The sequence below is a fragment of the Paenisporosarcina sp. genome (genome assembly GCF_049671445.1).
Lineage (GTDB): Bacteria > Bacillota > Bacilli > Bacillales_A > Planococcaceae > Paenisporosarcina.
In genome coordinates, this window is the sequence record NZ_JBATUX010000076.1 from 22780 (window position 1) to 40680 (window position 17901).

19 protein-coding genes are annotated in these 17901 nt (G+C 36.7%); 3 read left to right on the forward strand and 16 right to left on the reverse strand.

All coding sequences use genetic code 11. The features are described from left to right. The first annotated feature begins 6 nt into the window (after positions 1-6). Positions 7-654: an acetoin utilization AcuB family protein gene (locus WBG45_RS10065; protein WP_424414192.1), complete on the forward strand. Its 648-nt coding sequence runs from the start codon at positions 7-9 to the stop codon at positions 652-654. Beyond that, complete coding sequence (locus WBG45_RS10070; protein WP_424414194.1) at positions 624-1805, forward strand: acetoin utilization protein AcuC; 1182 nt, start codon at positions 624-626, stop codon at positions 1803-1805. The genes WBG45_RS10065 and WBG45_RS10070 overlap by 31 nt, the downstream gene beginning before the upstream one ends. A 218-nt stretch (positions 1806-2023) precedes the next feature. Here WBG45_RS10070 and ccpA read toward each other — a convergent pair whose 3' ends face one another. From ccpA to WBG45_RS10130, 12 genes are all read right to left on the reverse strand, one after another. After that, positions 2024-3022 (reverse strand): catabolite control protein A, encoded by a 999-nt coding sequence (gene ccpA, locus WBG45_RS10075; protein ID WP_424414196.1) that lies wholly within the window; start codon positions 3020-3022, stop codon positions 2024-2026. A 117-nt stretch (positions 3023-3139) separates the two neighbouring features. Next, the gene (locus WBG45_RS10080) at positions 3140-4225 is read right to left on the reverse strand and encodes a bifunctional 3-deoxy-7-phosphoheptulonate synthase/chorismate mutase (protein WP_024534189.1); all 1086 of its coding nucleotides are present in this window, start codon (positions 4223-4225) and stop codon (positions 3140-3142) included. A gap of 301 nt (positions 4226-4526) precedes the next feature. Next, positions 4527-5096 (reverse strand): YtxH domain-containing protein, encoded by a 570-nt coding sequence (locus tag WBG45_RS10085; protein WP_424414198.1) that lies wholly within the window; start codon positions 5094-5096, stop codon positions 4527-4529. Between the two features lie 12 nt (positions 5097-5108). Further along, positions 5109-5594, reverse strand: coding sequence for a DUF948 domain-containing protein (locus WBG45_RS10090; protein WP_424414199.1), 486 nt, complete (start codon positions 5592-5594; stop codon positions 5109-5111). 271 nt (positions 5595-5865) lie between these two features. Continuing rightward, complete coding sequence (murC, locus tag WBG45_RS10095) at positions 5866-7161, reverse strand: UDP-N-acetylmuramate--L-alanine ligase (protein WP_424414200.1); 1296 nt, start codon at positions 7159-7161, stop codon at positions 5866-5868. A 125-nt stretch (positions 7162-7286) separates the two neighbouring features. Next, positions 7287-9680, reverse strand: coding sequence for a DNA translocase FtsK (locus WBG45_RS10100; protein ID WP_424414201.1), 2394 nt, complete (start codon positions 9678-9680; stop codon positions 7287-7289). A 128-nt stretch (positions 9681-9808) separates the two neighbouring features. Beyond that, positions 9809-10414 carry a YtpR family tRNA-binding protein gene (gene ytpR / locus WBG45_RS10105; protein WP_424414202.1) on the reverse strand — a complete coding sequence of 202 codons (606 nt, stop codon included), beginning with the start codon at positions 10412-10414 and terminating at the stop codon, positions 9809-9811. Beyond that, positions 10414-11226: a DUF1444 family protein gene (locus WBG45_RS10110; protein WP_424414204.1), complete on the reverse strand. Its 813-nt coding sequence runs from the start codon at positions 11224-11226 to the stop codon at positions 10414-10416. Before WBG45_RS10110 ends, ytpR begins: the two co-directional genes overlap by 1 nt. Before the next feature lie 126 nt (positions 11227-11352). Next, on the reverse strand, positions 11353-11667 hold the full coding sequence (locus WBG45_RS10115) for a thioredoxin family protein (protein ID WP_424414206.1): 315 nt from the start codon (positions 11665-11667) through the stop codon (positions 11353-11355). 13 nt (positions 11668-11680) lie between these two features. Further along, on the reverse strand, positions 11681-12199 hold the full coding sequence (locus WBG45_RS10120) for a hypothetical protein (protein WP_424414208.1): 519 nt from the start codon (positions 12197-12199) through the stop codon (positions 11681-11683). A 64-nt stretch (positions 12200-12263) separates the two neighbouring features. Continuing rightward, on the reverse strand, positions 12264-12794 hold the full coding sequence (locus tag WBG45_RS10125) for a DUF84 family protein (protein WP_424414210.1): 531 nt from the start codon (positions 12792-12794) through the stop codon (positions 12264-12266). A gap of 278 nt (positions 12795-13072) precedes the next feature. After that, positions 13073-14146, reverse strand: a complete 1074-nt coding sequence (locus WBG45_RS10130) for a M42 family metallopeptidase (RefSeq protein WP_424414211.1) — start codon at positions 14144-14146, stop codon at positions 13073-13075. A 164-nt stretch (positions 14147-14310) separates the two neighbouring features. Between WBG45_RS10130 and WBG45_RS10135 the strand changes: the two genes are divergently transcribed. Next, positions 14311-14625, forward strand: coding sequence for a PepSY domain-containing protein (locus tag WBG45_RS10135; RefSeq protein WP_024534178.1), 315 nt, complete (start codon positions 14311-14313; stop codon positions 14623-14625). Positions 14626-14731: 106 nt separating this feature from the next. Here the strand turns inward: WBG45_RS10135 and WBG45_RS10140 are convergent, their stop codons facing one another. The 4 genes from WBG45_RS10140 to thpR form a co-directional block, all read right to left on the reverse strand. Beyond that, the gene (locus WBG45_RS10140; protein ID WP_424414214.1) at positions 14732-15577 is read right to left on the reverse strand and encodes a YtnP family quorum-quenching lactonase; all 846 of its coding nucleotides are present in this window, start codon (positions 15575-15577) and stop codon (positions 14732-14734) included. A 135-nt stretch (positions 15578-15712) separates the two neighbouring features. Beyond that, complete coding sequence (trmB, locus tag WBG45_RS10145; protein ID WP_424414216.1) at positions 15713-16360, reverse strand: tRNA (guanosine(46)-N7)-methyltransferase TrmB; 648 nt, start codon at positions 16358-16360, stop codon at positions 15713-15715. 64 nt (positions 16361-16424) lie between these two features. Then, positions 16425-17351, reverse strand: a complete 927-nt coding sequence (locus WBG45_RS10150; protein ID WP_424414217.1) for a diacylglycerol/lipid kinase family protein — start codon at positions 17349-17351, stop codon at positions 16425-16427. Then, on the reverse strand, positions 17348-17901 hold a 554-nt coding region (thpR, locus tag WBG45_RS10155; protein ID WP_424414219.1), incomplete at its 5' end, for an RNA 2',3'-cyclic phosphodiesterase. The genes WBG45_RS10150 and thpR, both read right to left, overlap by 4 nt.

The window sequence follows — 17901 nt, forward strand, 5'->3', positions numbered from 1 at the left end:
TTTCCAATGATAGTAGAACAAATGATGAATAAAAATGTATTTACTCTTCAACCGACTCATTCAATTAAAGACGCGATTAATTTACTTCGAGAAAATAAAATTCGTCATTTACCTATTACTAATGAAGAAGGTCTGGTTGTAGGCGTATTATCGGATCGAGATATAAAAGATGCTACTCCTTCCAATTTAATTGAGAACCAGCACCAAGATATATATGCAACTCCTATTGAAGAAATTATGACTAAAAATCCAATTATCGGTCACCCACTGGACTTCGTTGAAGAAGTGGCTACTATTTTTTATGATCAGAAGATTGGGTGTTTACCTATCGTCAGTAGTGGCAAAATAGTTGGTATCGTCACTGAAACTGATTTATTATATAAATATATTGAATTAACAGGGGCACATCAACCAGGTTCACAAATTGAAGTTCGTGTACCCAATAAACCTGGAATATTGTTTGAAGTGTCAAAGGTTTTCCATGATCATCATTCAAATGTATTGAGTGTTCTTGTCTATCCAGATTTACAAAATGACGATAATAAAATCCTAGTATTCCGTGTGAAGACAATGAATCCTCTTGGGATTATTGAAGATATACGTAAAGAAGGTTTCGATGTGCTATGGCCAAACATGCCGGGAATGACAACATAAAAAAACACGCCGTATATATTTATTCAGAGGATCAATTAGGTTACAAGTTTTCTGAAAACCATCCGTTCAACCAAAAGCGATTAGTCTTAACTACTGACTTATTAAGAAAAATGAATGCGCTTACAGACCATGATGTTGTACCGCCTCGCTTAGCAACAGATGACGAATTATTACTTGCTCATGATGCGCGTTATATTGATATCGTGAAAAAAGCGAGTCAAGGACTTGTTACCTCGTCCCAAACTGAGAGTTTTGGGATTGGGACAGATGATACACCGATTTTCCCAAACATGCATGAAGCAAGTGCAAGGTTAGTTGGTGGAACATTAACTGCGGTAGATTATGTAATGGAGAATAAAGCTTCACATGCACTTAATCTAGGCGGAGGACTTCACCACGGTTTTCATGGCCGAGCATCTGGCTTTTGTGTGTACAATGATAGTTCTGTAGCCATTAAATACATACAACACAAATATAAAGCACGTGTTCTTTATATAGATACGGATGCTCACCATGGTGATGGTGTACAGTGGAGTTTCTATGAGGACCCTGATGTGTGCACAATCTCGATTCATGAAACAGGTCGCTATTTGTTCCCTGGAACCGGAAACGTCACTGAGAGAGGCTCTGGACAAGGATATGGAACATCCTTCAACTTGCCTATCGATGCATTTACAGAAGATGAGTCTTTTTTAGAGCTATATATGACAGCTTTTCGCGAGATTGCGGAACATTTTAAACCAGACGTCATCATTAGCCAAAATGGTGCGGATGCTCATTACCTCGATCCTCTCACTCATCTCTATGGAACGATGAAAATTTATCATGAGATTCCAAAACTAGCCCATCAGTTAGCTCATGAATATTGTGATGGGAAATGGATTGCAGTTGGTGGTGGTGGATATGATATTTGGAGAGTTGTTCCTAGAGCTTGGTCGCTTTTATGGATGGAAATGAATGATATTCCGCTGCCACAAGGTGAATTGCCAAAAGAATGGCTTGATCAATGGCAAGGAGAATCACCTGTAACGTTGATTCCGACTTGGTTAGATCCAGATAACTTATACGAACCCATTCCACGTAAAGAAGAAATTACGGAAAAAAATAAACAAATTCTCGATAAAGCTCTTTATTCCATACGGTCCCATTAGGTCTGATTAAAGAAACTTGACGAGAATACTGAAAAATTGAGTATGTCAGTTTTTCAGTCCGCATTGACCGTTTTACCTGCTGTTTAATAATCTTTATTTAGATTATTTTGCAGGAGCAGTGTGGCCTGCGCAAAAGTGTGATAATTAAAATCAAACTTTCACGGAACATATCATAAAAAAAGGAGGAAACTACAATAGCTGTAGTTTCCTCCTTTTCATTATTTAACTGAATCTCTCTCTTCAATACGATGAGGCAAAATAACCGTTTTTTCTTCAATCTGCTCTTTGTTCATGTATTTCGTTAACAAACGCATCGATACCGCACCTATATCATACAAAGGCAATACGATACTTGTTAATTCAGGTCGTACCATACGAGCTAACTTAGAGTTTTCGAAACTGATGACTTCAATGTCATGTGGAACATGTAATCCTGCATCTTGGGCACCATGTATTAATCCTATTGCTAATTCATCATTTCCAGCAAAGTAAGCTGTTGGAGGATCCTGAATATTCTTTAGTTTATTAAATGTTGCATATCCCTCATCATACGTCGCTTCGCTTTCCACTACTAATTCTTCATCAAGTGTTAAACCAGCATCTTCTAAAGCTTTTTCGTAGCCAGTAAATTTATAAGCCCGATTGATTGTTGAAGATAAAGAACCTGAAACATATGCTAATCGCTTGTGATTATTTGAAAGTAAGCGGTGGACAGCTTCATAGGCCGCTTGATAGTAATCAATGTTGACCGAAGGCATTTTCCCTGACGCATCAACAGTACCTGCTAAAACTATCGGAACCGGAGAACGTTCCATCATCGTTAATAATTCAACAGACACATGTTCACTCATGAATACGATTCCATCAACTTGTTTACCTAGCATTGTTTCAAGAAGTTGCAATTCTTTGTCTTCACGTTGATCGGAATTCGATAAAATAATATTATAGCGATACATCGTCGCAATATCTTCAATACCACGTACCAATTCTGCATAAAAAATATTAGAGATATCAGGAATAATTACCCCAACAGTAGTTGTTTTTTTACTAGCTAATCCTCTAGCCACTGCGTTTGGACGATATTGTAATCGTTCTATTACATCCAGTACTTTTTTGCGTGTCGCTGGCTTAACATTTGGATTGCCATTGACCACACGAGATACCGTTGCCATTGAGACATTCGCTTCACGGGCGACGTCATAAATTGTTATTGTCATATGTATACACTCCCTGGGTCCTTATCTTCTATCATCATATAACAGTTTTCAGTCCTTTTCCAATGTTACCTCAATACAAAGAAAAATACCGGTTCATTAATTGAACCGGCATGAAAATTATGCGTGAATTTCATAAGATTTCATGAACTTCTGAAGCGAGTCATAAAACTCATCAAATTGTTGTAAATTCATTTGTTGAGCAGCATCAGATAAGGCAACTGCTGGATCAGGATGTACTTCCGCCATAACACCATCTGCTCCAATTGCAATTGCTGCTTTAGCTGCAGGAAGTAATAAATCACGACGTCCAGTAGAGTGTGTTACGTCGACAAATACTGGCAAATGCGTTTCTTGTTTTAGAATTGGTACCGCCGAAATATCAAGGGTATTACGTGTCGCTTTTTCATAAGTACGAATTCCACGTTCACATAAAATGATTTGGTCATTCCCTTGAGAAATAATGTACTCTGCAGCATGAATGAATTCTTCAATAGTTGCAGACATTCCTCGTTTTAATAGGACAGGCTTATTAATTTGTCCCGCTGCTTTCAATAATTCGAAATTTTGCATGTTTCGAGCACCAATTTGAACCACATCGATATAGTCTAAAGCTTCTTCAAGATGATGAGGTGTCACAATTTCAGAGACAACTGCAAGATTGTATTGTTCAGAAACACGCTTTAGGATTTTTAACCCTTCAAGACCAAGTCCTTGGAAATCATAAGGTGATGTACGAGGCTTGTACGCTCCTCCTCGAATCATTCTCAATCCTTTTTGTTGGATTGCTTCTGCTACCGCTGCTACTTGATCAAATGATTCTACTGCACAAGGTCCGAATACGAATGAAGGCTTCCCTTCACCGATGCGTTCTCCGTTAATTACAACTACTGTATCTTCAGCTTTCTTTTTACGAGAAACAAGCAATGCTTTGCGGTGATCATTTTCTTGTAATTCTAAAGCTGTTTTAAAAATCTCTTTAAAAATGTGGTCAGCTGTTGATTGTGGCAGTGGACCAGCATTATTTTCTTTGATTAAGTTCAGCATATGACGTTCGCGAAGGGGATCATATCGGTTGACACCTTGTTTTTCTTTTACTTTCCCGATTTCTTTTACAACAGTTGCACGTTCATTGATTAAACGTAGAATTTCTAAGTTTAATTCGTCTACATTTTTACGTAAGCTATCTAATTCTGGATGGCTCATACCTTCGATCTCCTCTCAAATTCATATCGTATTTACAAAGAGTTAACGTAAACAGTATGATGTATTTTTAATATAAGACTTATTATAGTACGGGAAAATCAGAAAGTCACGTAATATCTTTAACACTTCAACGCGCTAAAGTATTTTAGTAGCATTTTGTTTATCTGATACGCATGTTACTCTTCCCATTGATGTCTTCGATTTTCTGCGTTTTTTATAGTTTTAAGATGTTTTCCTTAGTTCATAATTCATACACAAAAAAACACCCACATATTGTATATGTGGGGTGTCTTCTATATTTTTATACTGTTTTTTTATCTTCTACAGCTTCTTTTAAGGCTTGAGCAGTAGATGTTGAATTTTTGTTATCTTCATTTACAACTTCTTCAATTGTGTTAGTTACCGTCTCCATGAAATCAATTGGCTCTTCACCTTCAGAAGATGCAGTACCGTCATCCATTGGTGAAGATGTTTTAGATTTAATTGATTTAACTTTATCAACTAAAGGACCTGATTTTTCTTTTAATTGAGAAGAAAGCTGAGATGTTTTTTCTTTAGCAGTAGATGATAAGTCCACAGTTTTTTCTTTTAAGTGCGTTGCTTGCGTAGTCACATCACCACGAAGTTCAGCGCCTGATTTCGGTGCTAGGAATAAAGCAGTTGCTGCTCCAATTATTCCTCCAACTAAAGCTCCGATTAAAAAGTCTTTTGAATTAACTTCATCGTTTGAGTTGTATAAAGGATCATACTGCTGTTGCCCATTAGAATAGTTCACTTGTTCAGGAAGGTACGATTCCGTTTGGTTAGATTTATTCGTATAAAACTCACGGTTGTACTTCGCTTCATTATAGTTAGGTTTGTATTGTGTCATGTTATTTCCTCCTTATTTTTGGGGTTCTTTATATGTGTTACTTGGTTCACTTTGATAAATTGTGTAGCCATCACGCGCTTCTTCGATTGCTTTACGTTCTTTCCATTTGTCACGAATGCCAAATGCAACATTACTCCATTGCACAACTTGTGCAATTTTATCTTCATTTCTTTCAACTTCTGTTGAAATTGAAGAAGTAATACGACGAACTGACGTATTTAAGCCATTAACTGACTCTCCTACATTTTTCACAGCATCTACTACACTGTTAAGTTTTTCAGATTTATGTTGAATATCTGAAGCCAAGCCATTTGTTTTATGCAATAATTCCGTTGTTTCTCGCGTTACACCTTGTAACTGACCTTCCAATCCGGACATTGTTCCAGATACTTCATTTAGTGTTTTCTTTAATGAAGTTAAGGTCATTGCTAGACTTACGCAAAGAACGAGAAATCCGATAGCCGCAACTAACGCTGCTATGTATAATATTATTTCCATTAAACAATCTCCTCCTTTTAAATGTTCATACTACCTATGTTCCCTTACACAGAGGTAAATAAACTTCTCAAGTTAATTTTATTCTACAAAAACAAATTTTCTCCTGCTAAAATAAAAAAAACTCTAGTTAAATTTTTTAACTAGAGTTTTTTTATTAAGTTCTAACTGCTGTTTAATGTTCATTTGATCTATCCGTTCCGCATGATTGGCGCAAATGGACTCTTTAGTTAGTTCTTTAATATCAATAGCATTCCTCAACATGAACAATTATTTAAATTTTAGATTCGAAAGCTGCTTGGAATTTTTGAACATCTCCAGCACCCATGAATAGATAAACTGCATTTTCATGTTTAAGTAATACGTCAATTTCTTCTGTCTTAAGAATGACACAATCATCAATCAAATCACTTAAATCTTGTATCGTTAACTCGCCAGCATTTTCTCGAGCTGACCCAAAAATATCACATAAGTAGACGAAATCGGCACCTTCTAAACTCTCAGCAAAATCACTTAAAAATGTTCTTGTGCGAGAAAATGTATGTGGTTGGAAAATCGCTATAATCTCACGATTTGGATATTTTTGTCGAGTAGATTGAATCGTTGCTTTTATTTCAGTTGGGTGATGAGCATAGTCATCTATTAGTATTCTGTCACCTTTTTTACTTTCAGTAAAACGACGTTTTACCCCATTGAATGAAAGTAATTGCTGTTGAATCACATCAGCTGGAATACCTTCGTAATTACACAACGAAATAACCGCCAGTGCATTTAACACAGCGTGATCTCCAAAAAACGGAATTTCAAACGTACGATAAAACTCATTGCGAATAAAGACATCAAATGTTGAACCTGACGTTGTTTTCATTAGATTTCGAGCTTCAAAGTCATTGTTAGATCCAAATCCGTAAAACACAACCGGTACATTTGCTCGGATTTTTTGTAGATGCTCATCATCACCGCATGCAATAATCGCTTTATTAACTTGTAAAGCCATAGATTGGAATGCACTAACTACATCCTCGATACCAGTAAAGTAATCTGGATGATCAAAATCGATATTCGTCATGATCATATAATCAGGGTGATAAGCTAAAAAGTGACGACGGTATTCACAAGCTTCAAAAGCAAAGAACTCGGCTTGAGATTCTCCGTGACCAGTTCCATCTCCTATTAAATATGATGTTGGTGCATAGCCACTCAAAACATGCGACATTAACCCTGTGGTTGATGTTTTACCGTGGGAGCCTGTAATTCCAATAGAGGTATACTGATTCATTAAATTACCTAAAAAGATATGATAACGAATTACTTCTACACCTATTTCATTGGCACGAATTAACTCTTCATGATCATCTTTAAACGCATTACCTGCTATTACGGTCATGCCTTCTTGAATATTGCTTGCATTAAACGTGGAAATTTTGATGCCTCGTTTACGTAATGGATCTTCAGTAAAGAAATGCTTATCTATGTCAGAGCCTTGAACTTGATTTCCTGCATCGTGCAAAATCTGTGCAAGTGAACTCATGCCAGACCCTTTTATTCCTGTAAAATGAAACACTGTCATTTGATTATACCTCCTGGGAAAGGTGCCCATACTTTGTTTACATTATTCTCTTACCCTATTATATCATCAATTAATCTCGACTCGAATTGAACAATTGTTCCCACAATTATTTTGTAGTCAAATCATTAATCCTTAAATAGGAGTTCTAAATCATTTTCAGTAATAAATACTTCACGTGCTTTGCTTCCTCTTGACTCCGAAACATAACCATGTTGTTCCATTAAATCTACCAACCTAGCTGCACGGTTGTAACCCATATGGAATTTGCGTTGTAATAATGAAGTCGAAGCAGAGCCTTGTTCCAATATAAAACGACAAGCTTCTTCAAATAACTCGTCTTGATCCTCAGCAACTTCTAAACGACGAACTAATTCCTCTTGCTCAAATAAATAAGAGGGCTCACCTTGACTACGTGCATGTTCAATAATATCATCCATTTCCTCATCGGTAACATACGTTCCTTGTAAACGGATAGGTGCAGACATCCCATTACCTAAATACAACATATCTCCACGTCCAAGTAATCGCTCTGCTCCTTGAACATCCAGAATGGTGCGTGAATCAATCTGAGATGATACAGAAAACGCAATACGTGTGGGAATATTTGCTTTAATAAGACCCGTTATTACATCTACTGATGGACGTTGTGTAGCGACAACTAAATGAATTCCGCATGCGCGAGCTTTTTGAGCAATTCTACAAATAGATTCCTCTACCTCTGTTGGTGCCATCATCATCAAATCAGCTAACTCATCTATCACGATTAATAAATAAGGCAGTTTCTGAGCAAATTGTCTCTTTTCTTCGGCCATAGCGTTATATCGAGTGATATCACGAACACCAGTATGCGCGAAAAGTTGATACCTACGTTCCATCTCCTCAACTGCCCATTTCAGTGCAGCAGTAGCCGCTTTAACGTCCGTTATTACTGGACTGACGAGGTGAGGAATATGATTAAATGGAGCTAATTCGACCATTTTAGGGTCAATCAATAATAAATTCAATTCTTTTGGTGTAGCTTTATATAATAAGCTGATGAGTATCGAATTAATACATACTGATTTACCTGACCCTGTAGCTCCTGCAATTAAACCATGTGGCATTTTACGTAAATCAATGGTTACCGGTTTTCCAGTTAAGTCTAAACCAAGTGCAGCTTCAAGTGGAGAATCCGAATCTTTGAAGTTTGAGCTTCCGACAACTTCAGACAATCGGACAGGTCTTGAGGTTTGATTTGGTATCTCAATACCGATCGAACTTTTTCCAGGAATAGGCGCTTGAATACGAATGTCTTTCGCTGCAAGGGCCAATTTTAAATCATCTGCTAAATTACGTATTTTACTCACTTTCGTACCTTGTCCAACCGTTATTTCAAATTGAGTGACTGCTGGACCTTGAACCATTTGGATAATCTCCGCAGTCACTTGGAAATAAGATAACGCTTCTATTAATCGATCTGCCTGCATTTGCATCCATTCAAAATCTTGAGTTTTTTGTTCAGGTGGTACTAAAAAGTTTTCTTCAGGATAGTTATAGCCTGCTACATGAACTTTCTCTTCCGTTACAGACTCTTTTGTTACTTCCTGCTCAACTGTCAACTTTTTTACTGCAGGAATAACTGGTGGCTGAACAACTGGTTTCACAGGCAGTACTTCTTTATAAGACGGAACTGAATTCGTTTGAACTTTCTTTTTCTGATATTTTTCTTTATCTGAATTTAACATCATGACATTAAAGGGAAGCGATTTCTTACTTTTTTCAGTAGTTGGATTTTCAACAACAACTGAAGGTACAGGTAAGACTTCTTTAACAGTTTGAATAGTTTCAACTGGCACTTCAACCTTAACAGGTGTCTCTTGAACCGGCTCTGTTTCTACTATGGTATGTTGCTCTATTATTACTGGTTCACTCGGAGTAATAATGACTGGTTCACTAGGAACAATTTTAGCTGGCTCAGAGGTTTTAATCGGTAACCGTTCTTTGGGATTTAAGGTTGTAACTGCAGTTTCAGCCATAACTTCATCAGAATTCTTTTTAGCCAATAATTCATCGATGGGTGTTATTTTTGGTCGATTAAAACCGTGAATCGGGGATGGAACTTCAGTCGGTTTGAAAGTCTTCGTCTGAACAGGCACTTTTGTAATTCTCGGTTTAACTTCTTGGTACTCATCTCGTTTGACTTCTTGGTACTCATCTCGTTTGATTTCTTTGTACGTATCTCGTTTAAATGGTGGACTTATTTGTTCAATTCTTGGTTTGGTTGCTTGATGAACTACAGTATTTTGTCGCTGTTGTTGCCATTGTTTATGCATATACAATGGTCGATGTTCTTCTTCTTGTGAATTATCATAGGTCTCTTCGTCACCGAGACGACTTTTTTCATCATCACTTATTAGTGGGAATCGAAAAGGTGTTTTAGACTCTTTATATGTAGGTGCTTCATTTTCATCAATATACTCTTCAATGTCATGCTCTTCATCAGTAAAAACTTTTTTAAATGCTTTGGTAAACCAATTCAATTGCAAACCCTCTTTTCGTGTCAATGCTTCTATTTTAACAGGTTTGTTACTAGATTTGATAGTAATATTGATACTACAAAAAAAACTCTGCATATTCAAATTAATGAATACACAGAGTTTTACCTAGTTTACAGTTGGAAAGCTGAACCTATTTCATTATGATCTTCTACTACTAATATCCCTTTTTCCTCTGGTGCGTTTGGTATAGCTAGCTCCTTTGCCGAACAAATCATGCCACTTGACGCAACTCCACGGAGTTCAGCAGGTCGGATAACTAATCCAGATGGCATAACCGCGCCAATCTTAGCTACAACAACTTTTTGACCCGCTTCAACATTAGGTGCACCACATACAATTTGTAGGGTTTCATTCCCAACTTCGACTTGGCACACATTCAATTTATCAGCGTTTGGATGTTTTTCTTTAGATGAAACGTAACCAATAACAAATTTAGGTGTAAAGTCTACCTCTAATTTAAGCTCTACATCATTTTCATTAAGCAATTGTTGCAAAGACTCTACGATTTCTTTTGTCACTTCAACAGAACCTGATTCTTTAATTTCAAGATATTTACTAGCATTAAAGACATTAAAAGCACCAATTTCAGCAGTTTTTGCATCTTTAATTAGTGTAATGTCTCCTTTAGATTCAGTTTGTAATTCTTCAAATTTAGTTGTTGTTAATTGGACTAAAAGTACATCCCCAACACCAGTTGTATTGTAAAAAATATTCATTATTCTTTGTTCTCCTTTTGTACACGATTTTTGGCCATAATAAATATTGGTTCAAGCTCTCCATCTTCGTAAATAAATGATAAAGATGTAATGGGTACTTTACCTACAGTAAAGAAATGCATCGTTAATTGAGCAAGTACATCATACCCTGCTTCATTTCGAATATCTCCAATAATTAATACATCTTGATGAGGAACTGATAAGGTCATGTCCCCTTCAACTTTAGCTCGCATCTCTTTTAGAAATTGTTCATTTAAAATACGACTTGCATCGTAGCCGTCATTTGCATTCAGGAAATAGAAGATATTTCCTGCTACTTTATCTTCTTTTAATTCGGTTGAAAGTTTTCTAACTTGAAATCTAGCTGCTTCTTTTACTTCTAAGTCAGTAATATTCAATTGAACTAACATGTCTACATCTAATAATCGGTACGTATTTCCTAAATCCAAGGCATAGAATATGCGTGTTTCAGCTGTATGATCGGTAACGACAAAATCATGACCTTCATTTGATTTAACAGGAAACGATGTAGAACGGATTACAGGAAAGATATTTGAAGTAGATTTAGTTAGACCAATGGATTCTTGTTCCATTGCTTCGAACGTTTGGCTAATTGTATAAACTACTGCGTGAATCGCTTTATCTTTATTCACTTCATATTTCGCTAAGATTTCAGGTAGTGAAATCTCCATTCCTTTGTTTAGCTCCGTATGATGCAACCTTACACGATCTGTCTTTTGATCATGTTGCCAAGTAAAATAAGGATTCGGTAATTCTTGTTTTAATCGTTCAACCAATTGTTTTGGTTTCAACATGTCACGTCCTTTACAAAAGGAAACGGTTCTCGCTTTTTAAGCGGAACCGCTCTATTTTTATTTTAAGAAGTTCAGGAGTCCGTAAAAAGCAGGATAAACTGTTTGATGTTTCGTTGGGACATATTATAAGAGTTCTGTTAAGAAATTTTCGATTTCTTCTTTTGTTTTACGGTCTTTACTGACAAATCGTCCAGCTTCATTTCCATTTTTAAAGACTAGAAAACTTGGTATTCCATATATTTCATGTTCTGCACAGATATCAATAAATTGATCACGATTAACTGAAACGAAAGTGAAAGATTGGAATTTCTCTTCAACCTCAGGCATAAATGGATCGATAAAATGACAATCCGGACACCAGCCTGCAGTAAATAAAAACACAACGTCTTCTGTTACTTTTAAAGCTTGAAATTCTTCAACTGATTGTAAGTCTCTCAATCAAACTCCCCCATTACCTTTCTATTTTTACCGATCGAACAATCTTCATCATTTGCTCTATATTCTTTTGAATATTAGCTTCTTCAGAAATCGTTGTTAACTTTACGCCGCCGATACTTGTGATGATTTCGAATTGCTCCTCACCTGATGGTAGAACAGCAATGAATCCAAAGCGACTATTTTGCTCATAAGTTTCTAACGCATAAATATTATTTTTTTTCTCGGCTTGTACTAAATCATAAAACAAGCGACTATTTTGTTCTTCGTTCGGATTAATAAATAATACATACGCATCATTGTTTTTTGTTAACACGATGTTCGTCTCATCGGAATCCTCTTGTATTGAAAAACCGCCTGGAACAAATAAGTTTACACTTTCTACTTGCTCATTAGGTTTAGTTGCTTCATCTTGAAAAATTTCTTTTGCAGCTTTTATTCCCTCTCCTGTTTGGTCTTCAGCAGAAGGTGAACAAGCAGTTAGAGCCACTATTAAAAAGGGTGCGATTACAATTCGCAACCAGGTTCTTCGCATCTTTTTTCCTCCATTCATAAACTCACTATATTCTATTTTAATATGCTTCCCAAACCGTTGCAACTTAAGTCATTTTATGGCTGGGATGATCCTTCAAGTATTGACCTAATAGAAGTTTTACTATGTGTTCAAACATGTCTGCACGTTTGACGATATTACTTGTAAAAACTCCGACTGCACCTTCATTATGCCTAATACCTGTTTGATTTGTATAGCGCTCCATTACGGGTCCAAGTTCCTCACCATTTAGAACTGCATTTGCCACTTCTTTTGGTAAAGGAAGTTGTGCACCGCCTGCTAAATATTGCTCGCCTTCTGCTGTTTGAAGAACGCCCCAGTTACAAATGAAAAGTTGGCCATTTAATTCTTTCACTCCACCTTCGAGTCCGAAAGCCATATGAACTTGCGCCTCTTTGCATGCTTGTTTAGCTCTATTTTTTGCACCTTGTAAAGTTTCTTCATCACCAAAAGGTTGTTCTGATACATTAGAACGTACATCAAGGGAGATGAAGACCGGATCGTTCATCATTTGTAAACATATACTTTGCACTGCTTTATTTTTAGCTTGATTTTTTGTTCCAATGGCTATTTTCATATTTATCCCCCCTATGCTTTGATGCGGAACAGACCACTTAAATAGGGAAATCACTGTCTTTCTCCAGAGGAATGATGTCCTCCTCCAAGCGAATGGACAGAAACTCATTTTGAATGGACGGAAACCTTACATGAATGGACGAAAACTCATGTTGAATGGACAGAAACCTTCCATGAATGGACGGAAACTCATGCTGAATGGACGGAAACCTCTTATGAGTGGTCGAATCCAATCTCGACTATCTTTTTTCACAAAAAAAGCGCCTTTTCAGGCACTTTTTAAACGTTTTGACGAATCGTTTCTAGTGTTGTTTTATCCGCAGAACGTACTAGTTTAATAATTAATTCTTTTGCTGCAGCATAATCATCTATATGGATGATAGAACCAGATGTGTGAATGTATCTTGAACAAATCCCTACAACTGCACTTGGTACACCTTCATTAGACATGTGAACACGGCCGGCATCGGTTCCACCTTGCGAAACAAAATATTGATACGGGATATTATGAGTTTCAGCTGTATCTAATACAAATTCACGCATACCCCGATGTGTAACCATTGAGCGATCTAAAATTCGTAATAATGTACCTTGTCCAAGTTGACCAAATTCTGTTTTAGAACCAGACATATCGTTTGCTGGACTAGCATCTAATGCAAAGAACAAATCAGGTTTAATTAAGGTTGCAGCTGTTTGAGCACCTCTTAATCCTACTTCTTCCATGACATTGGCACCCGAATATAAAGTATTCGCTAATTTCTCGTCTTTAAGCTCTTTTAGTAACTCGATTGCAAGTCCACATCCGTATCGATTATCCCAAGCTTTAGCTAAGATTTTTTTATTATTGGCCATTGGTGTAAACGGACAAACTGGAACGATTTGTTGGCCTGGTTGAATGCCGATTTTGACAGCATCATCTAAATCATCTGCACCTATATCGATTAACATATTTTTAATATCCATTGGTTTGTTGCGGACTTCATCACTTAATAAATGAGGTGGTATTGAACCAATTACCCCGATTACTGGACCCTTGTCCGTAATAATTTCCACACGTTGTGCAAGTAACACTTGGCTCCACCATCCACCTAATGGTTGGAATCGAATCATTCCGTTTTCAGTGATTTGTGTCACCATAAAGCCTACTTCATCCATATGACCAGCAACCATGATGCGAGGACCTTGATCGTCTCCTTTTTTCAATCCAAAAATCCCACCTAAATGGTCTTGAACAATTTCATCAGAGTATTTTTCTAGTTCACTTCTCATAAACTTTCGCATAGCATGTTCATTACCAGGAGCTCCAGGAAGTTCAGTAAGCGTCTTAAATAATTGTAGTGTTTCTGAGTTCAAAGTGATATCCCCCTATGTACTTGCATTCATTCATATTGTAGTTGATTTTTCTGAACATTTCCACCTATTATTTCGCGGTTCGAATTAAATGTGTAAGTTATTCTCTGTTTGTATATGTAAGATGTGATAAACTGAAAAAAACCGATGCTTTAGGAGGTATGTTAATGAAGAAGAGAGATTTGCTCATTGGATTTTCTACGGGAGTTGCGGCAGGATTTTTAATTCGCGAAGTTGCCCATAGAATTGAACCAACAAAACCAGCAGAACTTGTGTTACATGGTATTAAACAGTCGTTTAAAGAGGAAGGTCCAATAGACGGATCTTGGATTTATATGAAAACAGAACCTTTTAATCGTCAAGCCGTTTCAACGGATGTTTACCGTGGAGGTATTTCACGCGTTCGTGAAGGTGAAATCGAACAATTTGAATTTTTTGCAGACGCACGAACAGGTACAGTTGTAGACTTAATTAAATTGTAAAATGAAAGCGATCCCTGTGCAAAAGGGATCGCTTTTTTGTTGCTCGATTTCGGTGTTCATTTTGAGTCTTCTCATTAATGATTGAACTTACACCTTCAAAAATTCATTAATTTCTAGAACGTTCAATTTTCTCAACAATTTCTTTTCCTGTTTCATTCCATTTAATTAAACGATAAACGGCATCATGATAAAAAATAAATGAATAACCGTTAGCTAAAGCTTCGGCCATTATTTTTTCTTTTGCGAAAACAGAAGTCATTGGATAATCATCGTAGGCTAATACCCATAATGGATTTTGATGTGCATGAGTCGGCATTATATCAGCCATATGAATGATTGTCTCACCATTCTGTTCTAGCTTAATAATGCTATGGCCATCACTATGTCCGCCTGTGTGAATCATCCGAATACCAGGCAATACTTCACGTTCAGTTTCAAATGTTTCCACTTGTGATTGAATAGCTTCCCAATTTTCTTTCCAATATGTATTTCTTGAACGAATATTTGGTTGACGCAATTCATTCCATTCAGTAGTAGAAAGAAGAATTTTAGCATTTGGGAACGTCGAAATATATTGTCCGTTCTCCAACTTCGTCAAACCACTCGCATGATCCGCATGCATATGTGTCATTAAGACAAAGTCGATATCTTCAGCAAGCAATCCTAATGAAGCTAAAGAATCCTCGACTTGCGATTGTGCTCTTACCCCGTTATTTCTCAGCTGTCTTTCGTCCATTTTATTTCCCACGCCTGTATCGATTAAAAGAGTTTTCCCTTGAAATTGAATTAAAATCGGATCTGTACTTAAATCGATTTGGTTTAATTCATTAGCAGGGTATCTTTTTGACCATAAGCCTTTTGGTACCACACCAAACATTGAACCCCCATCTAATTGAGTGAATCCTCCGTTTAACCAAGTTAACGTCATTTCGTGAAATTTATAATGATCCATATTGAACCCTCCCTTTATCATATTTTTAGTGTAACAAAAAACGCCACGACAATCTCTTGATTGAGTGGCGTTTTCCTATGATGTTAACGAACAGGGATAATTTGCAGCTTCTCACAAGTTCCAAAAGTACGTTAATTATTTAGTAACGAATTGCGATTCTAAGCGATAAATAGGATGCCCTTTTGAAGAGAATTTTTCTTCATATTCTGTCATGATGTTGTCTTCCGGCATATTCGCATGTAAATCCAGCGATACATATTTCAATAACATACCGTATTCAGACATACTCACTAAAGAAAATTCAAAAAGCCCGCGATTGTCGGTTTTAAAGTGAACTTCCCCATTATCGATTAAAAATGATTCATATAATTTTAAGAAGTTTTCGTGAGACAAACGTCTTTTGGAGTGTCGATCTTTTGGCCATGGATCTGAGAAATTCAAGTACACTCGATTTACATCATTCTTTTGGAAGAATTTTGCCGAATGTTCCCCATTCACTTTAATGAGTTTTAAATTTGGTAAAGTCCCAGCTTCAAGTGCATTTTCAAGTGCAGAAACAATAACACTATCATACAACTCGATTCCAATATAGTTGATATCAGGATTGGCTTTTGCCATTCCAGTTATGAATTGTCCTCGACCGGTTCCAACTTCAATGTGAAGTGGATGATCATTATTGAAAACAGTATTCCACTTTCCTTTAAAATCTTCAGGATTTGGTAAAACGATATGTGGGTGAGCATTTATAAAATCTTCTGCCCATGGTTTATTACGTAATCTCATTTAATTATGCCTACTTTCATACTTGCTTTTCGAATTTATATTATCAATGAATTACAAGTTAACGTCAAGTTGCTAGTATACTGGTAATCTGCCATTTCTTTGATTGCACAGTAAACTCGTCAGCAACGTTCGGAATGGTTTGATTTGCATACTCCCCGTCTGTGTGACGGTAAACAGATTCATTCGTTGTTAATTTAAACGTAGTAGTTGACAGTTGATGAACTTCATTAAAGGAAGTATGTTTGCCGAAGAAAACCGACGCAAAGACGAGCAAAAGTTTAATTCGTGATAAGTGATGGACTAACGTGATTTCAATTTTCCCATCAGCAGGATTAGACTTTGGAGATATTTTCATTCCCCCACCAAAGTAAGGTTGATTGCTTATAGTAGCGAACCACACTTTTTCAAACGTTTGACTTTGGTTAGAAGATTCTACGGTTAATGTAAAGCGTTTAAATGTGAACAATGTTTTCATAACAAAAAAAGTATACGCTAATTTGCCTAAATTGAACTTGTTCAATATCTTTTTAACTGGGGATTTGTTCACTTGGTACGCTACATAGGCATCAAAACCAATCCCGGCATTATTCACAAAGGTAAAGCTTTGTTGCGATGTAACGACATACCCTATATCCATTTCAATGGTTTTACCTTGAGATTGGACATACATATTCACTTCTTCCGCCTGGTGAAAAGAAGGGAATCCACGACCAAAGTCATTGCCCGACCCTGCACCAACGACACCCACGATACAATTCGGACAATCGAGTACGCCTTCTATTACTTCATGAGCGGTACCGTCTCCTCCAAATGCAATTAACAGCTGATGCTCTCCACTTTTTGCACATTCTTTTGCTAATTCAGTGGCATGCTTGGGGCTAGTGGTCATGTGAACAACATATGTAAAATCTAACTTTTCCTTGAATTTCTCCCACCGCTTTAGCGAAGTTCCATTGCCAGCAGTAGGATTTACGATGAACGTCGTTTTCATGTTGTTAAGTCCTTTAAAAAAATAGTATGAATGGGTTGATATGATGGAACTTCCCTTGGATTAATAGAGTAAATTGAAAAGTTGCTCATAGTGAATGATGATTGGTTAATCAGCATTTCTTGTGAAAAACCATCTATTTTCCCACTCCACTTTTTTGCAAGTGTAATATGCGGAACGAACGGTTTTTGATCTACTTTTAATAATAGGGCTAGACACTTTTCTAAAATGGCATTTTGTAGTTTACGCAACATTGGTTGTTCTTCAATTGACGTGTAAATTACTCTTGGAGTTGAAGGGTTTCCAAACGTTGCCACTCCCGACAAAGTGAGATTAATGGCAGGAATTACTTCAGCGAGTCCATTTAACTCGCTTATGAGTTTTGTTAATACTTCAGCTTCAACTGCCCCTAAATATACAAGTGTAATATGTAAATCTTCAGCAACTGGCAATCTTTTATGGGAAAGTTCTAACTGCCACTCATTTCGCTCATCCACTAGTCGTCTTGCTAAATCTCCAGGTAATTTAACACCGATAAAATAATGTTGCAAAC

What these genes read in the sequence shown, in the direction of transcription:
- WBG45_RS10070 (WP_424414194.1), top strand. Translation starts at nt 624, where the DNA reads ATGGCCAAACATGCCGGGAATGACAACATAAAAAAACACGCCGTATAT.
- WBG45_RS10085 (WP_424414198.1), bottom strand. Translation starts at nt 5,096, where the DNA reads ATGACACAATACAAACCTAACTATAATGAAGCGAAGTACAACCGTGAG.
- WBG45_RS10125 (WP_424414210.1), bottom strand. Translation starts at nt 12,794, where the DNA reads ATGAAAATAGCCATTGGAACAAAAAATCAAGCTAAAAATAAAGCAGTG.
- ytpR (WP_424414202.1), bottom strand. Translation starts at nt 10,414, where the DNA reads ATGAATATTTTTTACAATACAACTGGTGTTGGGGATGTACTTTTAGTC.
- WBG45_RS10065 (WP_424414192.1), top strand. Translation starts at nt 7, where the DNA reads ATGATAGTAGAACAAATGATGAATAAAAATGTATTTACTCTTCAACCG.
- WBG45_RS10135 (WP_024534178.1), top strand. Translation starts at nt 14,311, where the DNA reads ATGAAGAAGAGAGATTTGCTCATTGGATTTTCTACGGGAGTTGCGGCA.
- WBG45_RS10090 (WP_424414199.1), bottom strand. Translation starts at nt 5,594, where the DNA reads ATGGAAATAATATTATACATAGCAGCGTTAGTTGCGGCTATCGGATTT.
- WBG45_RS10120 (WP_424414208.1), bottom strand. Translation starts at nt 12,199, where the DNA reads ATGCGAAGAACCTGGTTGCGAATTGTAATCGCACCCTTTTTAATAGTG.
- trmB (WP_424414216.1), bottom strand. Translation starts at nt 16,360, where the DNA reads ATGAGATTACGTAATAAACCATGGGCAGAAGATTTTATAAATGCTCAC.
- WBG45_RS10080 (WP_024534189.1), bottom strand. Translation starts at nt 4,225, where the DNA reads ATGAGCCATCCAGAATTAGATAGCTTACGTAAAAATGTAGACGAATTA.
- WBG45_RS10150 (WP_424414217.1), bottom strand. Translation starts at nt 17,351, where the DNA reads ATGAAAACGACGTTCATCGTAAATCCTACTGCTGGCAATGGAACTTCG.
- ccpA (WP_424414196.1), bottom strand. Translation starts at nt 3,022, where the DNA reads ATGACAATAACAATTTATGACGTCGCCCGTGAAGCGAATGTCTCAATG.
- murC (WP_424414200.1), bottom strand. Translation starts at nt 7,161, where the DNA reads ATGACAGTGTTTCATTTTACAGGAATAAAAGGGTCTGGCATGAGTTCA.
- WBG45_RS10140 (WP_424414214.1), bottom strand. Translation starts at nt 15,577, where the DNA reads ATGGATCATTATAAATTTCACGAAATGACGTTAACTTGGTTAAACGGA.